Annotated in this window: 21 protein-coding genes; 2 read left to right on the forward strand and 19 right to left on the reverse strand. The window is 47.9% G+C overall.

The genetic code is table 11. The features are described from left to right. Positions 1 to 45: 45 nt before the first annotated feature. The 9 genes from NLBNIHML_RS10975 to NLBNIHML_RS11015 all read right to left on the reverse strand — a co-directional run bounded on the left by NLBNIHML_RS10975 (position 46) and on the right by NLBNIHML_RS11015 (position 10209). The gene (locus NLBNIHML_RS10975; RefSeq protein WP_339257059.1) at positions 46 to 1743 is read right to left on the reverse strand and encodes a methyl-accepting chemotaxis protein; all 1698 of its coding nucleotides are present in this window, start codon (positions 1741 to 1743) and stop codon (positions 46 to 48) included. 348 nt (positions 1744 to 2091) lie between these two features. Continuing rightward, positions 2092 to 2961, reverse strand: coding sequence for an STM4011 family radical SAM protein (locus NLBNIHML_RS10980; protein WP_494354364.1), 870 nt, complete (start codon positions 2959 to 2961; stop codon positions 2092 to 2094). After that, the gene (locus NLBNIHML_RS10985) at positions 2958 to 4349 is read right to left on the reverse strand and encodes an STM4012 family radical SAM protein (RefSeq protein WP_472476634.1); all 1392 of its coding nucleotides are present in this window, start codon (positions 4347 to 4349) and stop codon (positions 2958 to 2960) included. The genes NLBNIHML_RS10980 and NLBNIHML_RS10985 overlap by 4 nt, the downstream gene beginning before the upstream one ends. A 64-nt stretch (positions 4350 to 4413) precedes the next feature. Further along, positions 4414 to 5199: an STM4013/SEN3800 family hydrolase gene (locus NLBNIHML_RS10990; protein ID WP_494354365.1), complete on the reverse strand. Its 786-nt coding sequence runs from the start codon at positions 5197 to 5199 to the stop codon at positions 4414 to 4416. Beyond that, positions 5192 to 6457 (reverse strand): STM4014 family protein, encoded by a 1266-nt coding sequence (locus NLBNIHML_RS10995; RefSeq protein ID WP_494354366.1) that lies wholly within the window; start codon positions 6455 to 6457, stop codon positions 5192 to 5194. Before NLBNIHML_RS10995 ends, NLBNIHML_RS10990 begins: the two co-directional genes overlap by 8 nt. A gap of 3 nt (positions 6458 to 6460) precedes the next feature. Further along, the gene (locus tag NLBNIHML_RS11000; protein ID WP_494354367.1) at positions 6461 to 7303 is read right to left on the reverse strand and encodes an STM4015 family protein; all 843 of its coding nucleotides are present in this window, start codon (positions 7301 to 7303) and stop codon (positions 6461 to 6463) included. Positions 7304 to 7654: 351 nt separating this feature from the next. Beyond that, on the reverse strand, positions 7655 to 8278 hold the full coding sequence (locus NLBNIHML_RS11005) for an XTP/dITP diphosphatase (RefSeq protein ID WP_091011846.1): 624 nt from the start codon (positions 8276 to 8278) through the stop codon (positions 7655 to 7657). Position 8279: 1 nt separating this feature from the next. After that, complete coding sequence (gene rph / locus NLBNIHML_RS11010; RefSeq protein WP_253440370.1) at positions 8280 to 9035, reverse strand: ribonuclease PH; 756 nt, start codon at positions 9033 to 9035, stop codon at positions 8280 to 8282. Between the two features lie 118 nt (positions 9036 to 9153). Beyond that, positions 9154 to 10209 (reverse strand): GerMN domain-containing protein, encoded by a 1056-nt coding sequence (locus tag NLBNIHML_RS11015; protein WP_339237159.1) that lies wholly within the window; start codon positions 10207 to 10209, stop codon positions 9154 to 9156. 192 nt (positions 10210 to 10401) lie between these two features. Here NLBNIHML_RS11015 and NLBNIHML_RS11020 point away from each other — a divergent pair, with 192 nt between their 5' ends. Continuing rightward, the gene (locus NLBNIHML_RS11020) at positions 10402 to 10968 is read left to right on the forward strand and encodes a phosphatidylglycerophosphatase A family protein (protein ID WP_105601152.1); all 567 of its coding nucleotides are present in this window, start codon (positions 10402 to 10404) and stop codon (positions 10966 to 10968) included. Between the two features lie 160 nt (positions 10969 to 11128). Here NLBNIHML_RS11020 and NLBNIHML_RS11025 read toward each other — a convergent pair whose 3' ends face one another. From NLBNIHML_RS11025 to NLBNIHML_RS11045, 5 genes are all read right to left on the reverse strand, one after another. Further along, positions 11129 to 11782, reverse strand: a complete 654-nt coding sequence (locus tag NLBNIHML_RS11025; protein ID WP_494354368.1) for a ferric reductase-like transmembrane domain-containing protein — start codon at positions 11780 to 11782, stop codon at positions 11129 to 11131. A gap of 36 nt (positions 11783 to 11818) precedes the next feature. Next, positions 11819 to 12862 (reverse strand): FAD:protein FMN transferase, encoded by a 1044-nt coding sequence (locus NLBNIHML_RS11030; RefSeq protein WP_494354369.1) that lies wholly within the window; start codon positions 12860 to 12862, stop codon positions 11819 to 11821. Continuing rightward, the gene (locus NLBNIHML_RS11035) at positions 12859 to 13275 is read right to left on the reverse strand and encodes a hypothetical protein (RefSeq protein ID WP_472476628.1); all 417 of its coding nucleotides are present in this window, start codon (positions 13273 to 13275) and stop codon (positions 12859 to 12861) included. The genes NLBNIHML_RS11030 and NLBNIHML_RS11035 overlap by 4 nt, the downstream gene beginning before the upstream one ends. A gap of 214 nt (positions 13276 to 13489) precedes the next feature. Continuing rightward, entirely contained in the window at positions 13490 to 14482 is a 993-nt protein-coding gene (locus tag NLBNIHML_RS11040) for an MBL fold metallo-hydrolase (protein ID WP_494354370.1), read from the reverse strand. A gap of 27 nt (positions 14483 to 14509) precedes the next feature. Next, on the reverse strand, positions 14510 to 15253 hold the full coding sequence (locus NLBNIHML_RS11045; RefSeq protein ID WP_339257075.1) for a class I SAM-dependent methyltransferase: 744 nt from the start codon (positions 15251 to 15253) through the stop codon (positions 14510 to 14512). Positions 15254 to 15492: 239 nt separating this feature from the next. On the opposite strand from NLBNIHML_RS11045, the gene NLBNIHML_RS11050 reads away from it, so the two are divergent. Next, the gene (locus NLBNIHML_RS11050) at positions 15493 to 16368 is read left to right on the forward strand and encodes a DUF72 domain-containing protein (RefSeq protein WP_339237186.1); all 876 of its coding nucleotides are present in this window, start codon (positions 15493 to 15495) and stop codon (positions 16366 to 16368) included. Positions 16369 to 16508: 140 nt separating this feature from the next. Here the strand turns inward: NLBNIHML_RS11050 and NLBNIHML_RS11055 are convergent, their stop codons facing one another. The 5 genes from NLBNIHML_RS11055 to NLBNIHML_RS11075 form a co-directional block, all read right to left on the reverse strand. Next, positions 16509 to 17591 carry a nucleotidyltransferase domain-containing protein gene (locus NLBNIHML_RS11055; RefSeq protein WP_494354371.1) on the reverse strand — a complete coding sequence of 361 codons (1083 nt, stop codon included), beginning with the start codon at positions 17589 to 17591 and terminating at the stop codon, positions 16509 to 16511. Positions 17592 to 17747: 156 nt separating this feature from the next. After that, the gene (locus NLBNIHML_RS11060) at positions 17748 to 18014 is read right to left on the reverse strand and encodes a CD3324 family protein (protein ID WP_494354372.1); all 267 of its coding nucleotides are present in this window, start codon (positions 18012 to 18014) and stop codon (positions 17748 to 17750) included. Positions 18015 to 18348: 334 nt separating this feature from the next. Beyond that, the gene (locus NLBNIHML_RS11065; RefSeq protein WP_494354373.1) at positions 18349 to 20508 is read right to left on the reverse strand and encodes a glycoside hydrolase family 88/105 protein; all 2160 of its coding nucleotides are present in this window, start codon (positions 20506 to 20508) and stop codon (positions 18349 to 18351) included. 56 nt (positions 20509 to 20564) lie between these two features. Further along, the gene (locus tag NLBNIHML_RS11070) at positions 20565 to 21386 is read right to left on the reverse strand and encodes a polysaccharide deacetylase family protein (RefSeq protein ID WP_494354374.1); all 822 of its coding nucleotides are present in this window, start codon (positions 21384 to 21386) and stop codon (positions 20565 to 20567) included. A gap of 17 nt (positions 21387 to 21403) precedes the next feature. After that, the gene (locus NLBNIHML_RS11075; protein ID WP_494354375.1) at positions 21404 to 24757 is read right to left on the reverse strand and encodes a glycosyl hydrolase; all 3354 of its coding nucleotides are present in this window, start codon (positions 24755 to 24757) and stop codon (positions 21404 to 21406) included. Between the last annotated feature and the right edge of the window lie 39 nt (positions 24758 to 24796).

Genomic DNA, 24796 nt, shown 5'->3' on the forward strand with positions numbered 1-24796 from the left:
GCCTACGCCCAACCTTTCACCCACACTTTACTCTTAAGCCGGAATTTATTGAACTTTAAATTGACGGACAGTCTGTTGCAACTGCTCTGCCATGGACGAGAGATCATTGGCTGCGGAAGCGATCTCCTGCATTGCAGACAACTGTTCCTCTGAAGAAGCACTCACCTCTTCCGTTCCCGCTGCTCCACTTTCCGTCACTTCCATAATGGTTTTCATGGAAATACTAATCTGCTCTACACCTGCTGACATCTGCTCGATTGAAGCAGAAACTTCTTGTGTTTGACCCGCTACATTACCAACTGCTTCCCGAATTTCATTAAATGTAGCACCTGCCTGGTGAACAAGTTCAATTCCCTCTTGCACCTCTGCCGTCACTACACTCATGGATTGAGCAGCGTTCCGCATCCCTTTCTCCATGGAGGCTACCAAAGGCACAATCTGTTCCGCTGAACGTGCTGATTGTTCAGATAATTTACGAACCTCTGTGGCAACAACCTGGAACCCTCTCCCATGTTCACCAGCTCTAGCGGCCTCAATGGCAGCGTTAAGGGATAAAAGATTGGTCTGGGCTGATATTTCAGAGATGCTCTCCACCATTTTCACAATATCCCGAGAATGTCTGCTCAATTCTTCGATAACTGCCGACAGACCTGAGACCGTATCATGTATGGAATTCATCTGTCCTACAGCGGATTCAACGGACTCACTGCCAGATACCGTCTTCGCTGAAACTTTCGTCGCTTCCTCCGACATATTTAAGGTGTTCACCGTAACCTGCTGAAAACCTGTAGTCAACTCAGTCATCGTCTGGAATCCGTCACTGACCATCCGTACCTGGGTATCCATTCCCGTCGCAATCTCCCCCATCGTGATGGCCACTTGTTCCGTGGCGGTGGATGTCTGCTCCGTACTTGCGGTCAGTTCTTCGGAAGAAGCAGCTACGTGTTCTGCGCTATTCCCAACCTGATGAATAAGTGTACGCAGATTCCCGGACATGATGTTGAAGGCTTGGGCCAGATCACCAATCTCATCCTTGTTACGAACTGTAATAGGTTCACCAGTCAGATCCCCTTCCGCAATGCGACTTGCGGCTTGAGCAACTGCAGCGACAGGCAGGGAGATCAGTCTGCCTATGATGAACGCAACGAGTGTTCCAATGAGAATGGAAGCGACCCCAATAATAGTAATCCAACGAAGAACTTGAGCAATCTGAAGATTGGCATTCACAACGCCAGCATCCATGGAGTCTTGTTGATGTTTCTCCATATTATTGACGATGGCTTCAAACTCACCGATCAGAGCTGGAGCCGTATCCTGCATTAGTCTCGAGATCTCGCTGTTATTCCCCTGTCTTGTCAGTGTCATAATATTCTTGGCAAATTGATGATACTTACTCATCGCTTCATCTGATTGGGTGAGGTAGTCTTTCATGCTCTGACTTGTAACCGTTGATTGTAACTCCTTGCTTAACGCTATGTAGTCTTCATATGCCTTATTGAATTCATCCTCGTTAACCTCATTGTCTTCCATCACAAAATTCCTCAAAGCAATCTGCTGTGTTTTAAGATCTATCGTCATATTTTTGATGAGCAATAGTTTACTTGTTCTATTATTAATTAATTCTGTATACGTTTTCTCAATGGATACAAATTGGGTATACGCTATAACCGTTACAGCCACCAGTAATAACAGTACCGATGAGAAACCCATAAGTAACTTGCGGCTAATTGATATTCTTTTCATGTCTATTCCCCCGAGATTCAAATAACGTGCGCGCTTCCCCGACATCGGTCCCCCTTCCACAGATTAACGGAAATAAGACTTTAGACCTATAAATAGATACATATACAGATTGTATGTATAAATACTATTCGAAACAGGTCTTTTTTCCTATTTATATTAACCCAAGAAACACAGGATTTGAATCATAAACCCGGAAAATATTTCAACAAGAATAGTCAAGACCCTTTTTCATCAAAAATATTAAACAATATGTAACTGAGAATATCAAAAAAACACACTTTTCAGCGTAGCCTGTTCAAACCCAAGGTCTGATCCCGCCTACACTGAAAAATGCATTTCAGAGTTATGCTAACATATGAAATTCGGAAAGACCGGATTACGCTCCAACAGCCCACTACCAAATGTTTCTCTGAAGGGAGAATCCTCCATATGAATGTAGCCGATGTAACAGCCACATTTTTTCATGCGGCAAGGCCGATCCTCGGCCAAAGCTTGCAGACCATCGCGATAGAGATGCCCAATGATCCGGCGATCCTTGTAACACCGCTTCACATGCCCTGACCCTTGTACATAAAATACTTCCGAACCGGCAGCACAACGTTTGCCCAAACTCTCATAGTCCTGCAGATTACCTTCAAAAAGCGGATCGATCCCACGTAAAAACTGAATTTCCTCCGGCGTGTAATACTTGGGCCGATCTTTGAAGGCATTTACCCACATATACACATCATCCGGCAAAGCCTGTCTCATGGACTCAATTGCGGGGAAAGCACTACGGAGTCCGACAGTACCGACACTAAAAGCAAGTCCCATCTGACGCAAGGTCAGACATTGTTTTACAAAAGAAGACTCTTTTGTCTCACGAGGATGATACGTCGCCCAAAAAGCTGCTTTATTCGCATCCAGCTCCCTCGCCCAATCCAGCTTGACAGACAGATTGGTTTGGATCGCAACTTTATCCACATGTGGCATATGTGACAGCTCAATCATAGCTTCCCGATACCAGCGTCGTACCAACGCTTCACCATAAGGATTGAAGAAAATGGAGAAGCGGTGACCTTCGTCTTCCTGTGCCTTAACCCAATTCACAAATTGACGCAATTGTTGTTCATCCACTTCCAGCGTCTCTTTGGAATCGACGGTTTTGCTAAAAGGGCAGTATGGACAGTCATAATTGCAAGAAGACAACTTGCCGCGATAATACAAAGTCGCTCTCATGAGAAAACAAACCCTTCCATCTGTTCACGAATTTCGGCGGATATAAGCCAATCTCCAATTGCATCGGAGTAACCCAGTCCTTCTTCTGTCAGACGTAATACACGTTCGCCTTCCTCCAGTTCAACCCGCCCCATATCTTCCGTAAACAACTCGCTAAGCCAAGGATAATCAGCCATCACATCGGTACCGAAGCGCTGTTGGTAGTCAGACAACGTCAATCCCTCCCGATGCAGCAAGGCTTTCAGAATAAAGCGACGTCTCTGTTCCTCACGACTTAACACGATACCATAATCCGCCACATCGTAGCGCTCAGTCGCCACATAATCGGCAATGATGCTCTGTGTAGCCTTGTAACTCACACCGTACTTGGAAGCATAGTGTACCTCACTCGTATAAGAGCGTGCGCCGCATCCCAGACCAACCATGCCCTCCTCCTGACAGCTATAAGGCAGAAGCACTTTGGAGGACGATTGTTCCTTGGCAAATCTTCGCATCGAATACTGTACATATCCTTTACTTTTTAAAGTCTCACGTGCAGCAATATACAGCTCCATCCGAATGTCAGGTCCCTGACGACGAATATCATCAGGCTTCACGATCGTATTTTCCCGAGTATACAAAGGATAGATAAAGACTTCGCCCGGCTCGTAAGCCAAAACTCTTTCCAGTGAATAGATCCACGATTCGACCGTTTGACCTGGCAGACCATAGATCAGATCCAGATTCAACAATGGGAAATCATAACGGGTAAGCTTCTCAAGCGCTTGTTCGACCTCCTGCGGTTTTTGTGGACGATAGATGGCAGATGCTTCAGCTTCAATGAAACTCTGGATACCCATACTAATACGATCCACACTTCGCTCCTTCATAATAGCCAGCTTGGCTTCCGTAACGGTATCCGGGGACGTTTCCACCGAAATCGATGCTTGCGCAGGGTCCAGCCCCATCACATGTTCAGCAATATCAAACAGACGATTCAACTGAACCTCATTTAATAATGTAGGCGTTCCTCCACCAATCGCGAACCGCGAATACGGTCTTCGAGATGTAATGGGTGCCCACTGTTTCGCCTGGCGTTCCAGCGCATCCACATAACGTTCATGCGTATCATCCCGTCGATCCGGCAGGGTGAACAGATTACAGAATCCGCAACGTGCAGCACAGAAGGGAATATGCATATATAAAAAATACGTATCGGTATTTTCTCGTTCCCACATTGGTCCCAGCGGCAGTGGTGGGTCAAGCTCCCGATATGCGGTCTTGTGCGGGTATGAGTACAGATACGAACGATAAGGGAATGCGAGTACTTCACGAAGACCTGTAATCGTTGTATTGGATCCGGACTGATCGGAATCGCCTGTTGTCATGGGTTGTGAATGATTGTCCATCGGTCTCCTCCTGTCTCCGGTTGTTATCATCATCATAAGATTAATACGTTAAGAGCAATACGTTCTATACGAAAAATTCACGGTATGGCACCGTCCAGACGACATCATGTGCAAGCCGGTGTCCTTGATACCCGTCTTCACCGTAAGCTGTACCATGATCGGAAAAAGCTAAACAAAAGGCAGGCCGGGAACGTTTCCTCATCGCCTCGAACAATGGCCCAAGTGCCTCATCTACATATCGAAGTGCAGCTCGCTGAGTCTCCACCGAGTCCTCCCTGGCACCTTCCACAAAGTAACGATTGGGGCCATGAATGGCAGACACGTTCAAAAACATAAATATCTTTTCATCCGGCGGCGTCTGTTCAAGCAGCTTTAATGCATGCTGTACCTGATGTTCTGTCGATTTGGGGTTGGTTACCCCAAAGTTCATTCGCCAGTAGCTCTGTTGGAAATAGCCGGGCAATACTTTCGCAAGCGGTTTTTTTTTCGTAAAAAAAATGACGCCGCCAATACAGATGGTACGGTAACCTTCAGCTGCGAACCCGGACACGATATCCGGTGTATCAAACAGCCAGGTATGCGGATGAGTCTTGAGTCCGGTATTCCGGGAATGGAACAATCTTATATGCGATGCCTTATCCGTATTGGCAGGGGTCGGCATAAAACCACCAAAAAAAGCATGGTGTGCCGCATATGTAAAACTGCCTGGAGTATGACGCTTCTCCCACGGACCGGAACCACACAGATTGGGACAATTCGCCTCTTCCAGCTTGGCTACGTCATAGCGTAACGTATCCAGCGTAATCATTAACAGATCATGGGAGCCCACAATGGTGTTCATATCAGGCATGTTGAATAGGCTCCTTTCGCAAAAGTTCCATTTCCCACTCATAGGTTCCAAGGCCATGATGCTCAACCCTGTATAACAGATCTCCAAACGGATTCACATCCAGCACATAGGCACGCAGATTCGAATCACTTGTAAGCATCACATCAATCCCGGCTGACCACGAGTTGGGAAAAGCAGACATGGCTGCCTGCGCTGCCGTCCGAACCAGCGACATCCGCTGTTCATCCAGACCAGCTTCAGCAGGCAACATACGTTCATTGCGCAGATGCAGATTGGTTATAGGGGTACGACTTAGTCGCATAATCGCATGGCCTGCCTGTCCACCCGCAACCAGTTGGCGAATATCATAGGCCCGCTGATCAAACGTGGCTTTGGGCATCCACCGTTCAATCTGTGCGCCTTCTGCACATAACCAGTTCATTAACGCAGCAACCTCGCCATTACGGGAATACTTGCGTAAACGTCCTTCATTATAAAAAATTGTCTTGCCCTGCGCCTGTTCCATTCCCATCGTCGTTATGGCGATTTCGTCACCCGTACGTGGGTTAATCTGATACGCGACAACACCTGAGGCACCCGAACCACACGCAAGCTTCACAAATACACGGTTCATACCGGCCGATTGCATCGCTGTACGCAAGTCAGTGTAACTTCGAATCGGCAGTGAAGACTGGAGCGTAGGAGGTACATGAACCCCCTGAGAGTATAGATGCTGCTGACATGTTCTCTTGTCAAACATCAATTGGATGTCAGCAGGATCATTCATGAATCGAACTTCAGGCCATATTTCCCGAGTCTCACGGCCGATTCGATCCAGACATGCTTTCCAGCCGCGGAACCACTGAGCAGGGGCATAGATTCTTCCCCACTCCTGTTCCAACGCAAGTACCTGCTCTGCTGTGAATGCCTCTGCCGCCATTTCTTTTGTTAAGCATGACGTATCATTCATAACTCCAAGGAATAACAATTCACGCTCTACTTCCCAATCCTCACCAGGAGCGTCAATCCGAACGAGGGGCACAGGCAGATTGGAATCTACTATATCAACGATCGTTCCCCCCTGTCTCCAGTTCTGGAGCAATTGGGCATAAGGCAATACAACGGCAGGTTTCATCCCTAATCTATACCTGGCTTCTTGCATGCCTTGCGTTCGTCGGTTATGAGGATTTCCGATCAATAATAATGGCTGCTCCCGATCCAGATCAGGAACATCTTCTGATTGATGCAGACTTTCAACTACTTTCGTAAAACCTGACATCCTCTACTCCGTTAATGACGGGTAACGCCAGTCATCCTCATCACTTTGTTGCTGGTCGCTAACGTCTACGGATATACCCGATTGGTTCCAGCGACGGATCATTTCATCAGTCATGTAATGGTAACTTAGATCGAGGTGTTTCAGCTGCTTGATCTTGTCACTGGCAAGTAAGGCCTCTGCCCCTTCATCGGACAACGTTCCTTCCGATAGATCCAGTACTTCAAGTTGATCCAGAATAGGTGCTTCCGCTGCTGCTTTCGCAATCTCATCCTGAATTTCACTATCTTTCAGACCCAAGTAAACCAGCTTTGGAAATAATCCTTTTTCTAACAAAGGCAGTATATCTTCAATTGAACCATTGAAGCCATAATTATCGACGCCAATATATAATTCCAGTTTACGCAATTCAGGCAATTTGGCATGGGTGATCGAAGATAACACTTCTTTCGGGAGACCGCCACAGATAATAATCAATTCTTCAAGCTTGGCATGCTGGAGCGGTTCCAGACTAAGGCCGCTACTGCCCTTGAGCGAGAATGATGTTAATTCTGGAAAGGCACCCAACAAGGGGGTAAGATTCGTCTGAATAATCCACGACACTTCACATTCTTCGAATCCCATATCCCCGATGAACAGTTTCTTCAATGACGGAAAGCTTGGAGCCGACTGGATGAGTGTGCTCATGAACTCTTGAGGTGAGCTCTCATAAGCCTGTCCCCAATCTCCGATGACCAGACTTTCCAGTGAGCTGGCCTCCGGTTTAGCCGCCAAATCCTTAATTAATTTTTCCATACGAATGCCGTCCTCATAATCATCGTAGGATACAACAAGCTTCACTTCTTGCATGAGCAAATCCCTCCGTTTAAGGTTCATATATGATTCGTTAATTTGAATGTTAACCCATACCACACACAGCTTGCAACTTCTTCCAACTCCAGTCCCAATGAGGTTCCCAATCATGCAATGTTAAGCATTTCTTATGTAGGTACAGGAACATACGTTCTGGAATGAAGTCGCGGAAATAGCCCCCATCATTAGGTATATGGAAGGAGCTTACCTAACCGCGTTGGGCAACTTCAATTCATATAAAAAAAGCGTTAATGGCTGGTGAATCATTCCATCGGAATGCTCCTTTCCTTCCATTAACGCTTTTGATGTTCACATCTGATACGCTAAATCAAAAATTCTCGTTGCGACTCAGCCTTCAAGTCTGGATACGAGTGCTCTCAGCGCATGACCACGGTGGCTAATCGCCTGCTTTTGTTCCAGCGTCAGCTCTGCCATTGTCATTTCGTATTCAGGTACATAGAAGAGAGGGTCATATCCAAAACCACCAGCACCCGCAGCTTCAGCTGTAATCCAGCCTTCCGCAGTACCTTCCGATTCATATTTATCACCAGTTGTCGGATCGTACAGGACCAATGCGCAGACGAATCGAGCCGGACTGAGAAGCGGCTGCTCAGTGTCCTCACCGGATTTCAACGATTCCAGCGTCTCCAGCAACTTCGCATTGTTCTGTGCATCCGTTGCTCCTTCGCCTGCATATCTCGCTGAATAAACTCCGGGCTCCCCGTCCAACAGATCTACACAAAGTCCAGAATCGTCTGCCAGTACGGGCAAACCAAGCGCGTCGCCTACCGCCTTAGCTTTCTTCCAGGCATTTTCCGCAAACGTTACGCCATCTTCCACCACATCCGGCAGCTCCGGATAGTCAAACATGCTCTTGACCTCTTTGCCAAGCGGTGCGAAAGCATGTGCGAACTCACGGACTTTACCCGCATTGCGGGTAGCAACAATGAGGATTGGGCTGTCCAAACTCATCTTAGGCTTCTCCTAATCCACGCGCGCCAATCTTGAGCGCAATCGGTCCAAGTACTTCTTTTTGACGCTCGATCATCTCTAAAATTCCCTGCTCGCCCAGTTCCAGCATTGCGTTCAGCTCACGGCGATCAAATGGCGCTTCTTCACCTGTTCCCTGGAGCTCGACGTATTTGCCGCCGCCTGTCATTACTAGATTCATATCCACCTTGGCTTTGGAATCTTCATCATAGTTCAGATCCAGTACAGGCTGTTCACCCACAACACCTACACTTACTGCTGCTATGAAATCCGTAATTGGGAATACTTGCAGTTTGTGTTGTTGAGAAATCTTGTTCACAGCGAGTGCCAACGCTACAAACGCACCGGTAATGGACGTTGTGCGTGTGCCTCCGTCAGCTTGAATAACATCGCAGTCCAGCGTAATCGTACGCTCACCAAGCGCCTGCAAATTGACCACTGAACGCAGTGCCCGACCAATCAGACGTTGGATTTCCATGGTGCGTCCAGTCAATTTGCCGCGATTGGCTTCACGTTGGTTACGAGTATGTGTTGCACGTGGCAGCATGGAATATTCAGCCGTTACCCAGCCTTTCCCTTGCCCTTTCATAAAGGGAGGAACACGTTCCTCCACTGTAGCTGTACAGATCACCTTTGTATCTCCAACTTCAATCAGTACAGAGCCCTCGGCGTATTTATTCGTGTTCACTGTTAAATTCAGCGGGCGCAGCTGTTCGCTGTTTCGTCCGTTTGATCTCATTTTTTCTGCCTCCTACGACTTAAGCATCCTGTAATGTTGAGCTTGTTAACAATTTTACGAATCCCTTATATTTTACCAAAGAGTTCAATTAAAAGCATCCTTATGCATTCTGCGTTCATTAAATCGGAATTTCGTTGATATATTCAGGCTTGGAAACAGGCGTACTGTAATCCCGGTTATCATCACCCATGACCGTTTTTTGGCCGTTCCATTCGATCTGCACTTTGGCATCCTTGCCGGCTGTATTCTCCGCAGTGGTTAATACAACAGACTGTAACAGCTCGCTAGGTACGATATCCCCTTCGGCAAACATATCATCTTTCAAGGCAACTGTTACTGTGCCATCCTCGGCCGTTTTGACCGATTGCAGCTCTGTTCCGCCTGTCATGACTTCTTCCAGTTCACCGCCTTTGTCAGGTCCCTTGATCAGCTCATTCAATGCTGCCTGCACCCGATCTTCGCCAGGGGTAACGAGACGTGTAACTGGAACATAATATTGGATGCCTGCTGGTGAAGCTGCTGAGAAATAGACCGTGACCGGACTGCTGTTCGCCACCAAAGTATCACCCAGATCCAGATTGATTCCCACAGCCCGATTCAGCGGTTCAGGCAACGGCGTACTGTTTACCGGCATTTGTGTTAACTTTTTGCCATCCACCCAGATCTGCACATTCTCCACATCTGGTGTTCCCGTCAATGTCCAGGTAACAGCTTCTAGCATTTTCCGTTCTTCCTTCGCATCATACTTGGCAAAATTACCCGAGAACTCCACGACTGCCAGCTTGTCATCCGCGTGAATCGTTACATTCTGTACAACCGTTCCCTGCGGGAGAACGCCCTGGAATCCTTCTGGCAACATACCCGCGTAGGCCCCGCCTGTGACAAGTGTATCCAGTGCTGTCTTGGGACTGCTGGCATCTGTTCCAGAAGGAAGAGTCAGGGATACCGGAGCGAGCAGTCCCTGCTGGTCTTGCAGATATACTGTCGTTAACGGGAGCGTTGCGAGTGCCCCATTCCCTTCGGCTGCCTGGATCATGGCTGCTTCCTGAATGGGCGGTGGCGGATCAACAGCTTCGGAAGACTGGGCTCCAAACATGCCACAACCTGACAACACCATAGGAATGCTCAGCAGCGCAGCTGCCGATACCGTACGCAAAGATTGGATCTTTCTCATGATCACGTTCCCCCTCATCATTTTTACAGTTTGTACTACCATGTATACGAGCCTTTGTCCAAAAAATAACTAAAAGATAAAAGCTTCGCTGAAAAGTTATACGTTCGATGATCTTAAAGAAACGTAAAACCGGTTAATACGTATTAGGAAGCAAGAGTAGGGACATTGCTAACTTCAGAGGAGGAATCGCCCATGGAACATCCTGAGCAAGAAAAAATCCCTTACAGCCTGAATAGCCGCAAGGTCGCGGAGGCAACTAGGGAATGGCTGCATAAGCGGGGCGTCACGATCCCTGAGATCGCAGAACTGGTCATGTTATTGCAGAAAAAATATTATCCTGGTCTTACGATGGAAGAGTGTATCGAAAATGTGGAGATGGTTCTCCGCAAACGTGAGGTACAGAACGCCGTCCTGACCGGGATTCAGCTTGATATTCTGGCGGAACAGGGGCAGCTCATATCTCCTTTGCAGGAGATGATTGAGAATGACGAAGGGCTGTATGGCGTGGATGAGATTTTGGCATTCTCCATCGTCAATGTATATGGCAGTATCGGATTTACGAATTATGGCTATGTGGACAAGCTGAAGCCAGGGGTGCTTGAACGACTGAATGACAAGAGCCTGGGTCCTGTCCACACCTTTTTCGATGATATTGTCGGTGCAATTGCATCGGCAGCGAGCAGTCGGATCGCCCATCGCAAACAATCCGAGCTTGAAGAAGCACTGGGAGAAAAACCGGTCAGCGATGACACGGTATAACACGTAACTCGTTTCGTACTTGAAATCAAGTGAAAGATTGGACATGTATGTAGATGCTTAGTGCAATAACTGTTTGAAGAAATAACTGTTCATGGAAAAAGCGGCCTGATGGCCGCTTCTTTTGCATGTGTGCCATAATTTTTGGATGATCCACATGTTATTATTTGAGATGTTTAGGTCGTACCGTTCCCGCCAGACCATAACCTTCAACCCACTTCTGCTCGGCAGCTGGCTCAGCGGATGTCCATTTCGGTCCAATCGTGATCTCCGGGCCCTTGCGTTCTCGCAACATGCCACGTAATACGGTGATACCAAGTATACTGAGTCCGGTAAATACATACATCATTCGCATGATAATGTTGCCAGAATCTGATCCTGTTACCATGCCGTGAACCAGCAGACCAATGAACACGGGGTAGGACAGCATGTGGAACAAGAACCACCATTTGCGGCCCAATTTGCTCCGCAGGTCACTGGATAACAGGACGATCACTAATCCATAGAAGGATAACGTTCCCAGACCACTGCCAATCGGATGCACGGAGGCGGTAAAAGGAATCAGAAGTTCTCCCCAGCTAAATGGGCTGTAATGATCAATATATAACGTTAACGCATGCACGAGTCCAAGTCCGAAGGCGAGCCAGGTCGTTCGAGTATGCCATTTGAACATGGTTGCTTTTGGTTTGCCCTTGGCCATAGGCATCCCTTGAGCAATGCCCAGAAATACACCGACAAAGAGTAGCACATAAGGAGCAATTCCACTAATTCGAATGATATTCCACGTCGGCAGGTAATCTACAATCCATTGTGCCATAACCGGCTCCCCCATATCTGTTAGACTTGTCCTCGTTTAAATCAGACTGAAGCGATGATCCGGATCAAAACCGGGCCAGTGCTCAGCGAGCGTATCCGTATTTCCTCTAAAATAAGTGCTTCCCTCCTGTGTTATCCACAGGACGTCATGACGATCATAGTGTCGGTTTAGCCAGCCCACCGCCTCGGCACTCCCCAGAATGCAGACCGTCTTGGCAATAATCTCGCATTGCGACGCATGCTGTCCCAAAACGGTACACTGTAGCACATCCGTATCCGCCGGTTCCATTGTCCGGGGGTCAATGAGATGATGCGCAAGGCTTCCGTCTGAATTTTGCCATTGCCTATGCGAGATACCCGAAGTGGCAACAGCTCCTCGCTGTAAACGAATCGTACCTGACACATCCCCCTGTTCTTGGAAAGGATCTGTTACTTTCAAGGTCCACTGGGGATAGTCCGGTGTACCCCATACCTGAATATCTCCACCCGCGTTAATTAAACCCGCCGGGATATGCAATGTTCGCTGCAACCAGTCCGCAATGCGCTCCACTGCCCATCCCTTAACGATTCCTCCCAGATCCAACTCAGCTCCAGGGTCCAGATGAACCATCCGGCTACCTTCCCGCTGAATCCATCCCGGACGACTGTGGTCATGCCGATCTTCTATCATTCCTGAACTTTCAGGTGTTCTCGTTCGCAAAATGCGTTCAAGCAGCGGGCGCTGCAGTTGTCGTTGTTGCACTTTCTCGAAGCTTAGATCATATCCCGAAGCCTGAAGAGCCTGCGAGATACCCGGTTGGAAAATCCCTTCAGTCAGTCCAATATACCCATAGGCCAGACTCAAAACTTCATCCATCGCAGCGGAAATGGGCATCCATCCGGTTGCATGATTCAGACGATTCAGTTCACTATCTGCGACAAACCGGCTAAAGCGCTGCTCTTGCGTCTCAAACCAATTCTTCACTAAGTTTGCTGCATGTTCAACTTGTTCCTTCCCAGCAGACAGCTGTACTTCAACATCCGTGTTCATCGCACGGAATTGAAACCGGAGCGGACGAGCAACTTGCACTGTGCGGCTCATGATGCACCTGTGCGTGACTGATAGTTGCCACTGCTATATCCGGAATCTGAATCCTGATTATGTTGGCTCGGACGTTCAGAATCTGAGTACCTTCTCTCGTTATTCATGCTCTGATCAGGCCCAGCAGATTGTGTGTTATCGGTTGTTCCATTATATTGACTATCATCATTATCATTGTCCTGTGTATTCCAGTTGCTGCTGTCCGTTGTGCTGTTGAACCATTCATCCATCACATCATCCCGCGTATCCACCTGGCTTGAAGCAGTAACGCTTGTGTCTGTACCATTCGCTGCTGCGTAGGCTACATCAAAGGCATCCGAAGTTCTTACATATTGAAAGAGTGCAGCCACAGTCAACGTTGCTGCCGCTGAAGCTTGCCATTTTCTCCATTGATTTCGTTTTTTTCTGGTCATCGCTCATCCCTGCTTTCTTTAGGGTGTGTCTCATAATCTGCTTCCTTCGGAGTTCTAAGACACGCCCTAGCGAAGTTCATAGTTGTATGATAGACGCGGTGGCTTAAAAATAGATGAATGAACTGTTAAGACAGGCTAAAAAGACCCCGAACAGGTGAGTTTCCTGTCCCGAGCCTCTATATAAGATCGAATTATCATTTTCTTAACGATATCATCATTCCGTATAGATTTGAAAATAGAGCGTACCATCCGATTGCTGCACTTGCTTCACTACTTCACGTCGAATTAACTCCTGCAAATGAGCCAACGTCTCACTCATGGCAAACCGCAGTTGATGGGTACCGAGTCGATTGCCAAACATGTATAGACAGATGTCATACGCATTCGCGGGTGACTCCTGCATTCGATCCGCCAGCTTCTGAAGTCGTTCCTCATGGTGTTCGAGCAGTTGAACGGTCCGTTCGTTGAATGTGGAAAATGGATTCCGATGCCCCGGATATGCCTGCTTGACGTTCAGCTCTCCGAGACGTTGCAATCCTTCCATATAAGACAATAATGGCTGAGGGTCACTGCCGGGTTGCAGACTGATATTCGGTGAAATCTGTGGCAAAACTGCATCTCCGCACAGAATCTCCATGGACTCTGGCGCATAAAAGGATAAATGGCCTGGGGCATGTCCCCCCGTCTCGACAGCAACCCAACGTCGCCCGCCCATATCGAGCCACTCGCCATCTTCAACAGGTATGACATTCGGAAGGGGCGTGATCTGCGAAGTAAATGTCTTCATATGTTCATATATCTGTTCAGTCTTGTCTACCGGCATACCATGACGACCATAATAATCAGGTAATATTGTATTAATGTGTGAATCAGGTCCCCACATATAATCGGCTTCTTCGCGTGAGCGTGTGGACATTCGGACGGGTGCCCCCGTCATCTGTTGCATCCAACCCGACAACCCAAGATGATCGGGGTGATGGTGGGTCAGTACAATTTGACGAATATCGCCAAAGGTCAGACCGAGATCTGCCAGCGCTTCACTCCACTCCTGTTCTGTTTCCGAATTACGCGGTCCGGGATCTATAATGGTTATCTTTCCATCCGGTTCTGATAACACATAACTGTTCACCCATCGCAAGGGAAACGACATGCTGATCTTGACCCGGTATATGCCCTCTGTCATGGACATCTCTTCTGTTCGCTTCATATGATCCCCCTTCCTGACGATCTCCGTTCACTCCACAGGACGACGCCCCACAAAAATCATGCGTGGAGAAGTCTGCTCGTCATATTTCTCTTCATCATAGCCGCCGTGAACCTGATCTACCCGGAGCCCGGCTGCACTTAACATCTGACTCAGTTGATCACGAGTGTACAACTTTACACGCTCCTGATATACTCGCGGTTCATGTCCGGATGTGGTGTCGGTAATACGAATTTCCTTTTGCACAAATCCATCTTCAATCTTGCGGAATTCCTCAATTCGCTGCCCTTCATCCTCTCGGACGGAGTGCGGCACCAGATGACGAGTCACATACGCCGTATTCATAAAATCAATAATATAGCTGCCACCCGGCCGAAGCATGCGATGAATGGCTCGTAATACTTTCAGTTGTTCTCCGTCCTCCAGGAAATAACCAAACGATGTGAACAGATTAACTACGGCGTCGAAACCACCTTTCAGCGGCAGTTCACGCATATCCGCATGACACCACGATACTCGGTGTTCGGTGTCTGTTAGGCGCGCTTCGCGTAAAAGCACATCGGACAGATCAACTCCGGTCACTCGCAATCCTGCATCAGCAAGTGCCAGGGAGTGTCGCCCCATACCGCAGCATAGATCCAATACTTCAGCATTAGGCTTAAGCTTCAACCAATTGATCATTTTATGTACTTCATGATAGGCACCGTGCACATCCCGATGCTTGTATACGAGAAGATAATCTTCTCCAAAACTCTTTTCATACCATTCCGTCATTCAATCTCGCCCTCCACCTCGTCCTTGGCCCTCTATCTGTAGTGCGCTTTGTACAGGCCTGGTCATTTCCCCTAGCTTTAATGTATTGTAACGTCTTTATTCTGCAAACTCAAAAAAATCCCGGTACATTGCCTACATTGAAGAGCCAAAATGTACACGATATAATATTAATCATACGCATATCCCTGCGAATCGGGTAATTATAAGAGGTTGTTCAAAAAGCAACAGGAGGTGTTCTTATGATTCACATCGGACTTACCGGATGGGGGGATCAGGAAGATCTCTATCCGAACCGTACCAAAGCCAAAGACAAGCTCAGTCTATACGGACAATATTTCTCCACCGTGGAGGTGGATAGTTCCTTCTACGCCGTACAGCCGCGGGATCGCATGGCACGATGGGCTGCTGAGACGCCTGAATCCTTTGCTTTTATCATCAAAGCCTATCAGGGAATGACCGGACATCTTAGAGGCAAACCCTACTTCACCAGCACGTCGGAGATGTATAAAGCCTTTCGGGAATCACTGGAACCCGTCATAGAAGCGGGCAAAATGCAGGCAGCCTTATTTCAATATCCGCCCTGGTTCGAATGTAATAAGGACAATGTGAAAGAGCTTCGTGAAGTGAAGCTTCGAATGGAGGGCATTCCGTGCGCCCTGGAATTCCGCCATCGCAGCTGGTATGAAGATGACATGCGTGAGCGAACACTTGCGTTCATGAAAGAGCAAGGCTGGATTCACAGCGTCTGTGACGAACCTCAGGCGGGGTTGGGTTCCATTCCCATCGTGCCCCAGGCCACGGATTCGGATATGACACTGGTTCGCATGCATGGGCGCAATGTGTCCGGCTGGCATCAGAATGGTGCACCCAATTGGCGCGAGACCCGTTATCTGTACCGTTACAACAAGGAAGAGCTGTTGGAGTGGAAAGGTTATCTGGAGCAATTGCAGGAGCAGAGCAAGGATGTCTATGTTATTTTTAACAACAACTCCGGTGGCGATGCAGCGGCGAATGCACAGATGATGATGGATCTGCTGGATTTGCCAGTGAAGCCTTTTCCTGATCGCACTGAACCGGAGAAGGAAGAAGGACCGGAGCAGTTGGAATTATTTTGATCCCTGTTTGGGGTCAACTAAAAGCGGCAAGCCCGAGGGCATTGCCGCTTTTTTCATCTCGTTAACTATAGCCACTATATCGATTGTCTTCATTTGAATTTATCGAACTTTCGTTAATTATTCAGGGCTCTAAGGTAAGGTCAATGATTCATATAATGGGCATATAGTTGCTCGAAGGTTGTAAAACGTTCGACTTCTCTGCCGACCTTATCATATTCGTCTAGATATTCATTCATCACTTCAAGGAACTTTTCTTTCACAACTGGTAAATTGCTTGCATCAAAGTACTGCATAATATCAAATTTCTTAGTTCCTTTCTCCAGAGCCATTTCATCAAGATACCCTTGTGCTCCATAGACCGAAAGAAAGACGTAGGAAGCATCGTTCGTCATAACACTGTTCAGAATTTTATTACGGTAGTTGCACCACAATTCTTCATATGTTCCCCTCAGATTATCAAAAGTCGGAGCAGGTTTAATTATAAAGTTATCACACATCTTGCTATATAACCTCGTAACACTATTCAACATATTAAAAGAGGCTATTCGAATATCTTCAATGGTATGAGCTTCGATGATTGACATGTATAAGGAATCGAGATCATCAGGAACATAGCGAAACGTACGAATCTCTTCCAAATATCGCTTGATTCCTCGTTGTATGCACGTGTTATTCATACTAACCAAGGCATTGACTAAATTAAACAGAACGTCGGCAGATGCATGTCGCACTGAACCGATATCTTCACCTAGCATCGTATCACTGTATGCTTGCTTAGCCAGATCGATCCATTTATTTGCTCGATCAAGACACGCTTCTCCTACCGGGTTCGCAAGTGCATCAAGTGCTTTTTGCCTGAAGTCGTTCAATTTCTCCAAATCCTCAGGCTTTGCATAGTAGAGTATTTTGAGCTCAGTTAAGCTCGATACGTTGGGACTCTCCAAAGTGGATTGCTCTTGTATTCTTGAATTCCATGGCGTGCAATAGATGTCATATCCAACGTCATCTAAGATAAAGCAATCGGATATTTCCCATCCTTTTTCTGTATTATTAATGATAATTAAATCAAGATCGCTCTTCTCGTGAAAGTCTCCCGTGCTAAATGAACCCGTAAGCCCAATAATTGCGATATCGTCTATAAAATCTCTTTTTGCGCGTTCAATCACCATGTTAATGAGTCGTTCATTTTTGTCCAGTAACTTCTTCTTTATGATTTCGTCCATTCGTTGCACCCCTTCGTATGATCGGGCCGTCCTTTATCACAACAACCTTAACTTGAGTCTATCGATTTAGATGTGCGGTTACTATGTATAAGTTGATTTAATTCATCTTTGAACAAAATCCGCTAAACCGTCGATAGGACGATTTAGCGGATTTCATTAGTTCTTTGTATAGACAATTTTCTTTATGCTTTCGCAGGACAAGAAATATCGCCCCGCCAACTCCTCTATGCTGACTCCATTGTGGAATAAAGATTTAATCTCAGCGTTTCGAGCAGAGACTCTACTCTTGCTGTTCGTTTTCTCTCCCCATTTTAAATGTGCCTCTTTGGGTTTGGGGATATAAACCAATTCCCCTTGAACGTATTCTTGAATGATACGTAGCAATTCTTCCGGAAAAATAGCTTCGGCTTTTGAATATTTCACGGGCATCACTCCCTTATTTAATAAATCAATAAGGTGCAAAGCCAGTTAGCAGAATATTACGATTCTTCGTTGGCAATATGATTGTTTCTAAACTCTATGCAAAGCATTGCCATATCCTCCACTGGCTTTGCATAGAGCCGTACATGTAAGAATCCTACCCCGATTGTTTTCAATAGCCTCACCTCCATGGAAAACAGATAGTTGTTATGTGCTATTATATCAGAGCCTGTTGTTCAAGTGTTTAACGGATGAGTCGCCCTAATGCAAATTGACGGCACCAAAATTCTAAGTATTTTCTGAAATACTTATAGGTAATTATCCGATCCTTTTTTGGTTAAGCCTCAGATAGATGCCTCTGACGGAGCTGCTGGTTCATCTTATGTGCTTCAATACCTGCCAAGAGCACAATGCCAATCCCATGGGTGTCGTTCAGATTCCACCCCAGATCATCGCGATAATACAAGGCAGTAAACGAGTACCCGGAACCCCGGCATACCCCATATACATTGCCCTTATAGTCAATTGCCAAGCGCGTCATTCCCTCCCATCCTTTGCGTACCGCCTCCAGATAAGGCTCTGGCTGTTCCAGCCAGCCTTCGCGAATACCACGGGCATAAGCGTAGATGAACATGGATGTGCAGGAGGTTTCTTCATAGGAATCCGGGCGATTCAGCACCTGATGCCAAAGTCCATTTTCCCCTTGCAGCGCCAGATACCCTTGACTTAGATCACGATAGAAACGTAACAGTTCCGGCCGCTTCGCATGATCATGTGGCAAGATGGTTAACAGTTCGGTCAATGAAAAGAGCACCCACCCGTTCCCGCGTCCCCATGGAATACCTGTTGCCCGACCACGCACAAAATCATACACATGGGACATGATCTGTTGTTCGGGAAGGTATAGGTATTTGCGGAACATCAGGAATTGATTGATCGCATCATCCCAGTACGCCCTATCTCCTGTCAACTGACCATAACGCATCAGAAATGGTGTACTCATATACAAGTCATCACACCACATCGTCTCCTGACGCATCTCCCCACTGCCGCGAACCCGGTAAAAGGCGCCATCCTCCAGACGTTCCTGCTCATCCGTAATGTAGCCCGCAATCCGTTCCGCCGTATCTCTTCCTCCGTGAATATCACCCAACTCCATCGCAGCAAGCAGTGTAGAGCCAAACGAACCACAATCATCCAGACTGTCTATCGCAGACAGCTGATTATTGATTCCTGCCGCACCGTATGCTTCCCGATCCCACAGACCATAGCGGTCAAATGAAGTACTCAGTTCAATATGTTGCCGTACATACTGAATGTAATCGTCCCGTCCCAATTCCTGTCCTGTCCGGAGCAGTCCAAGCAAAGTAACACCAAGCGGATAATTCCACTTTCCGTAATGTGTGTTCTCCAGGTAAGGACGAACATGGGTATCGGGAAGATCTACCCGCCAATAGACACCTTGTGCCCCATTATCATACACGGTATCAGTTCGCACGATGTCGGCATGGGATGGTTCAGCGCCGGGAACAAACGCACCTGTGTACAGCCAGGGGTCAGAGCACCCCGCAACCGGATGAGGTGATTTTAGTCTCCAGCCTGTGGAATCCGAACTTACGTCATCTTCCAACGTGAATCCCCATGAGCCACCTTGTTCCTGGATTTCACCTTTCACGACTAGATCCCAAGAACCGTAACGGCGCGGGAGTTCAACGTGCAATTTAGCACTGCTTCCAGCAGAGTATATTTCCTTGCCATCTACATACAGAGTCAACGCACCATCATGATTGCCTTTTAAAATAATTGGCGATGATCCTGGTAAGGTTACATCCAGCCTCGTCCATGCATAGGCCACAGCAGGTTGTTCCGTACCATAGATGCGTGCAAATGAACCCTTGCTCTGTTCCTCCCCTGTCCAGTTCCTGCTTGGATACCAGATAAGACCTGTTTCTTCTTCCGCCATGCCATCACGAGGAAGAGATAATACAGGTTCATCGACAGGTTCCGAATATAACCAGCCTTCCTGACCCTGACGATCTGTCCCAGGAGTAAGGAAATGCAGCGGAAAATTTTTGAATGAGGCTGTTCCGTAGACACCGCCGAATCCCACTTCTGTTTTGACAAAACAAAGCAACACATCATTCCACCCATAGCTCACGGAGATCGGAATCTGGGTTCTTCGCTTGGTAAATAATTCCTGTAACAACTCGGACTTGAATACCTCTTCGCCGTTCACATAAATCGTCACTGGACTATAACAGTTCAGGCCTGTATTTAACGTTGCATTCTGCTCGCTCCATAATTTACCCCATACATACACGTACTGCCCTGTACGAGCCTCTGCACATTTCTCATTCAGATTCAGGTCGTAGCGATAATCCCCCAGTCTGCGAAAACCTCCCTGATGATAAGCTCTGAACAAAAAGGATTGTTGCGGGTGATCGCCAATATAACGCTGAGCCACCGTGGTCAATATATCCGGAATTGAATCGTACACCTTGCCTGCAATCGCCTCGTTCTCATGGAAATAACGAATGATCGTCAGCCCCTTCCTTATACCTTGATTCGTTCGCTTAGCCGCAATGTCTCCCCACCCTGCACTTCAACTACCTGCTGATCTGCCGTGAACCAAACCGGGATGGCAGACGGATTATGAATGATGGATCGATCGGCTGAACACTCCAGTCGTTGCACCGCTTTCCAATAGGCAATCACTTCGATGTTCGTGGCGTACCAGATGTCGTTCCTGCGACCAATCTGCTCACCAAACTGTTCGATGATCTCCCAGTTGTCGTTATCATTGAACTCATAACTGTGGCCCCAGACGTAGAGTAATAGTGGTGTACCTGTTTTGGAATTTTGGATAAAACGTTCAGCATGCCCCGCCAGATCATGGTTATGATGACAGGTCGGATGCCATTCAAGCGGCCGGTCTGGCAGTGTGTATTTGCCATGAGATTCAACGGTACGAGCATAGTCGATGCCGAGCCACGCAAGCTTTGTGCTTAACGTACGGTCGTATCCTCCATTGGGATAAGCCATGCCTCGTACCGGATAACCGACGAGCTTCTCCAACGCTTTTCGGTCCTCGATAATCTCTTCGGTCAATAGTTCATTCGGAACATAAGGCAGCGTAGGGTGAGTAACCGTGTGAACGGCCACTTCATGACCCGCATACAGTTCAGCAACTTCCCCCGCCTCAATACGTCCTGGATTACCCAGGGTACCGGAGTTCAGATTAAAGGTTCCCCGTAGACCATACCGATTACAGATCTCCACCAGTCTTCGATCATGAATCACTCCATCGTCATAACTGAGCGTTAACGCTTTCATCACACCACCTGGATAGCGGTCAAACTGAATACGATGTCCCATCCCTTACTTCCACTCCTTTATCCTAATTCTTCAACAGGTACATGACCTGCATCCTGTAATTGATGATGTTCTGAATCAAAATACGTACCTTCCAGCAGGCCGATCAATGTATTCGTAATCCGCACTTCAATGTCGTTGTCTCCCGGACGCAACCAGGAGGCCTCTCCCTTCCAGCGATACGGAGACCAGCATCTCACACCCAGACTATGTCCGTTCACCCGCACTTCCACCACATCCTGCACACGCCAATCGCTAAATTCCAGTTCAAACGAAGTAATATCTTCCCCTGGCTCATCCAGCCAGAACGTGCGTTTATAACTCATTTCCCCGGCAAAATGAGGATACAGCGGCTGAGGTTCAGGTCCGATGCGAAGGGCTGTGTCTGACTCCCGCACGAGCGAAGCGATACCTTCATGATGAAACTCCACCCCGAATCTCCCTTGCAGATACAAGGGATCAACGATACCATCCTCATCTTTGGTCACCTGCACAATCACCGTCATTTCATTGAGACCGCTGTGTAGCCATTCCGTAATATCACGAGCGATATTATTGTGGTCGGTTATTTCGATTGGATCGAATTGTTCTTTTTCAAGTGGTTGCCCATTAATCTCCATCGACCAACTGCCCGAAATCGCCGCTTTATCCAGGAATAACAGGCATGCAGGTAACGCCGTTCTTAGCTCAAATGTGGTCGTATAACGGCACTCGATCGGGTAAGCAACGGATGCCTTTTTCGGTGTGCCAAATACCTGACTAAACTGGACTGGCAGATGCTGCTGCTCCGATAATTCTGCTGCCTGATCAATAAACGGTTTCACAGCTACATGCTGGCTTTCCAGTATTATTCCGTTAGCATTGGTTGCCTGAAGATGGAACTGTCCCATTCGCAGGATGTTAGGCTGCACCGTTTCCAGTCGCCATGGTCCCTCCGCAGGAATACTGATCTTAGTGGCTTGCTTCACTTCTGCTGAAACATCCGTTTGGAATGTCGAATTTATTGGGTCTGTGACATCCACCTTCGTTGGTCCCGTCTCTACCTTCACTGGTTGTAAAGTAAGACGAACAGCATGTGCTTCATAAGGCGCCAGCGTTAGTGAAATGCACCATTCCCCGCCACTGCTCGTATACGGCAATGCCTGAAGCTGCCCCGTCTCCAGATCGAGTCGTTCCGCCACCAGACAAGCACCATCTGTCAGCTCCGCTCCATCCCACAGCTGTCGGGCAACCAACTTCAATTGCCCCTTCAACTCCTGACCCTCCTGATTAGTCAAGAAAATCATATGCTCCCCAGCCGACAATTGACGGGTGTGCATCAGCAGAGAGGCACTTTCCTCCTCCATGATCCAGCAGATGGGTTCAGGCAATACCTGATCGAGCAGGAGAGAGATTAGCTCCAGCGAAAAGTCATCTCCCTGCCCTGTTCCTGCGGGTAGAAAATAGGCATTCCCCTCACCTTGATGCCACATGGTTTCACGGTTATCGTGATCTGTTGTCACGCTACGGCCCCAGTACACCTCTTGCGGCTGCTCGCCCGCACCAAAGAACTGGGCAGCTTCATCTCCCTCCGGACTTCCCGGCTGGATAGCAATATGCGGAGGCATCCCAACAGAAATGGCGGTCCCTCCCTGCTGAACGAATCGCTTCACCTGTTCCCAGGCCGCGATCTCCAGATTCAGCATCGGTGGCAGAATCAATACGTCATAACGGGCAACGCCAATCTGAATGATACCATCCGTTAAGTCAGCTTCAGCCAGCAATTCGGGATCAAGGTGGTCATAGTCACGTCTGTTTTCGAGCAGATGGGTCGTGATTCGCATCCAGTCCTTCGTCAGACGATTCAATTGCACCCGTTCTGCTTCGTCTTCGCCGCTATACTCGAATCCATGCAGCGGATTACCCATCAGACTCCAGAATGTCGTCGTTGGGTCAAGTACAGCAATACGAATGTCTGCTGCTCCGGTGCTCATGAGATAGCTCAACCGTCCGGTGTAATCCCCCAACTGCCGGAAATGCTTCCAGTAGGGATTTTGCAAAAATTGAGACGGCGGTGCATCATGCTTCGCAAGCCCACCGATCGTATAGAAAAAGGCGTGAAAGTTATAGAAATTGGTGCCCATGGCGGCCATTCGGTCAATCATCCACTTGGCATCCTGTAGCGTCATGGACCAGCCTACACTGTGAAAACATTCAATCAGATTGCGACTTCCCCCCAGTTGTCTGGCAAGCGAACTGACCATCTTGGGATTGTCACGCATCTTTTGGCCGTAACGTTCCAGAATCCACGATAAGGATCGTCCGATTTTCTCATGTGCTGAATCACCGCCTGGCATATGGCTGAACAACTGGGTGGTCATCCGTACACCAGGTACCTCAGCCGCGTACTGGATTCCTGCTTCCTCACACCAATCATGCACCTGTTTGTGATAGGACTCCCTGAGAAGCAGATGCAGGGACTGATAGTAGTCATACCGAATCCGGTGCGCGTCCGGAACATCACCATATAACAGGGCCGGTAGCGAATCGATCAGACTATAACCACAACGCTCACTGAAATAACGGGGAAGCTGTTGGGACCAGGGGATACGGCCCAGCGGTGCAATCTCATCCGAGAACATGCCTTTGATTACGCTCTCAAATTGATCTCCAACCGCTGACTTATAACGCTCGTGCGTCAGTTCAATAAATCGGCTCATCGCTTCCTTGTGACAAGGATCAACAAAGTTGCCGTAATATTTGAAATCATCGATCTCCATCTCTTGAAATATAATCAACTCCCAATCACCCTCAGGCACATCCCACAACAATCGAAACGCTGTTCGGTAGGTGAAGAACCTCTTCCGGTTATACGAAGTGAGTCCGGTCTCCTGATACACCTGATCCGTCTGGATATTACCGATTTTGCTGCGCAGATCGATGGATTCATGCCATAACCGTTTACCCTGTGCATCCTTGGGAATCGCCTTGGCAACCAATACTCGTCCCCATGGCAGCTCCAGATTCACAGCTTCTCCTCCCTGAAGCATCAGTTGATGATGGATGAGCTGACGCTGCTTGGCTTCAGGAAAATCAAGAGTCACTTCCCCGCCAGCCATTCCACTCGGATAAGGATACTCGTCATATAACCATACCTGCATGCCGTGAGTGGCCGCCGCTTCCACTGCAATCCGCACCTTATCAAACCACGCTTCGGAGAGATACGGAATTTGCAGTCCTTGACGTGGACAGATAAAGAATCCACCCACGCCTTGCACGGCCATCTCAGCCACCTGCCGCTTCATCTGTTCTTCTTCCATATCCCCGTTCCAGAACCAAAAGGGATGAACCCGGTACTGCGCCTCGGGATTACTAAATGCATCCCCGTTCCACATGTCGCCTTCCTCCCTGCCTGTTCAAGAGTATCGTTGGTC

The sequence above is a fragment of the Paenibacillus sp. JNU01 genome (assembly GCF_059130585.1).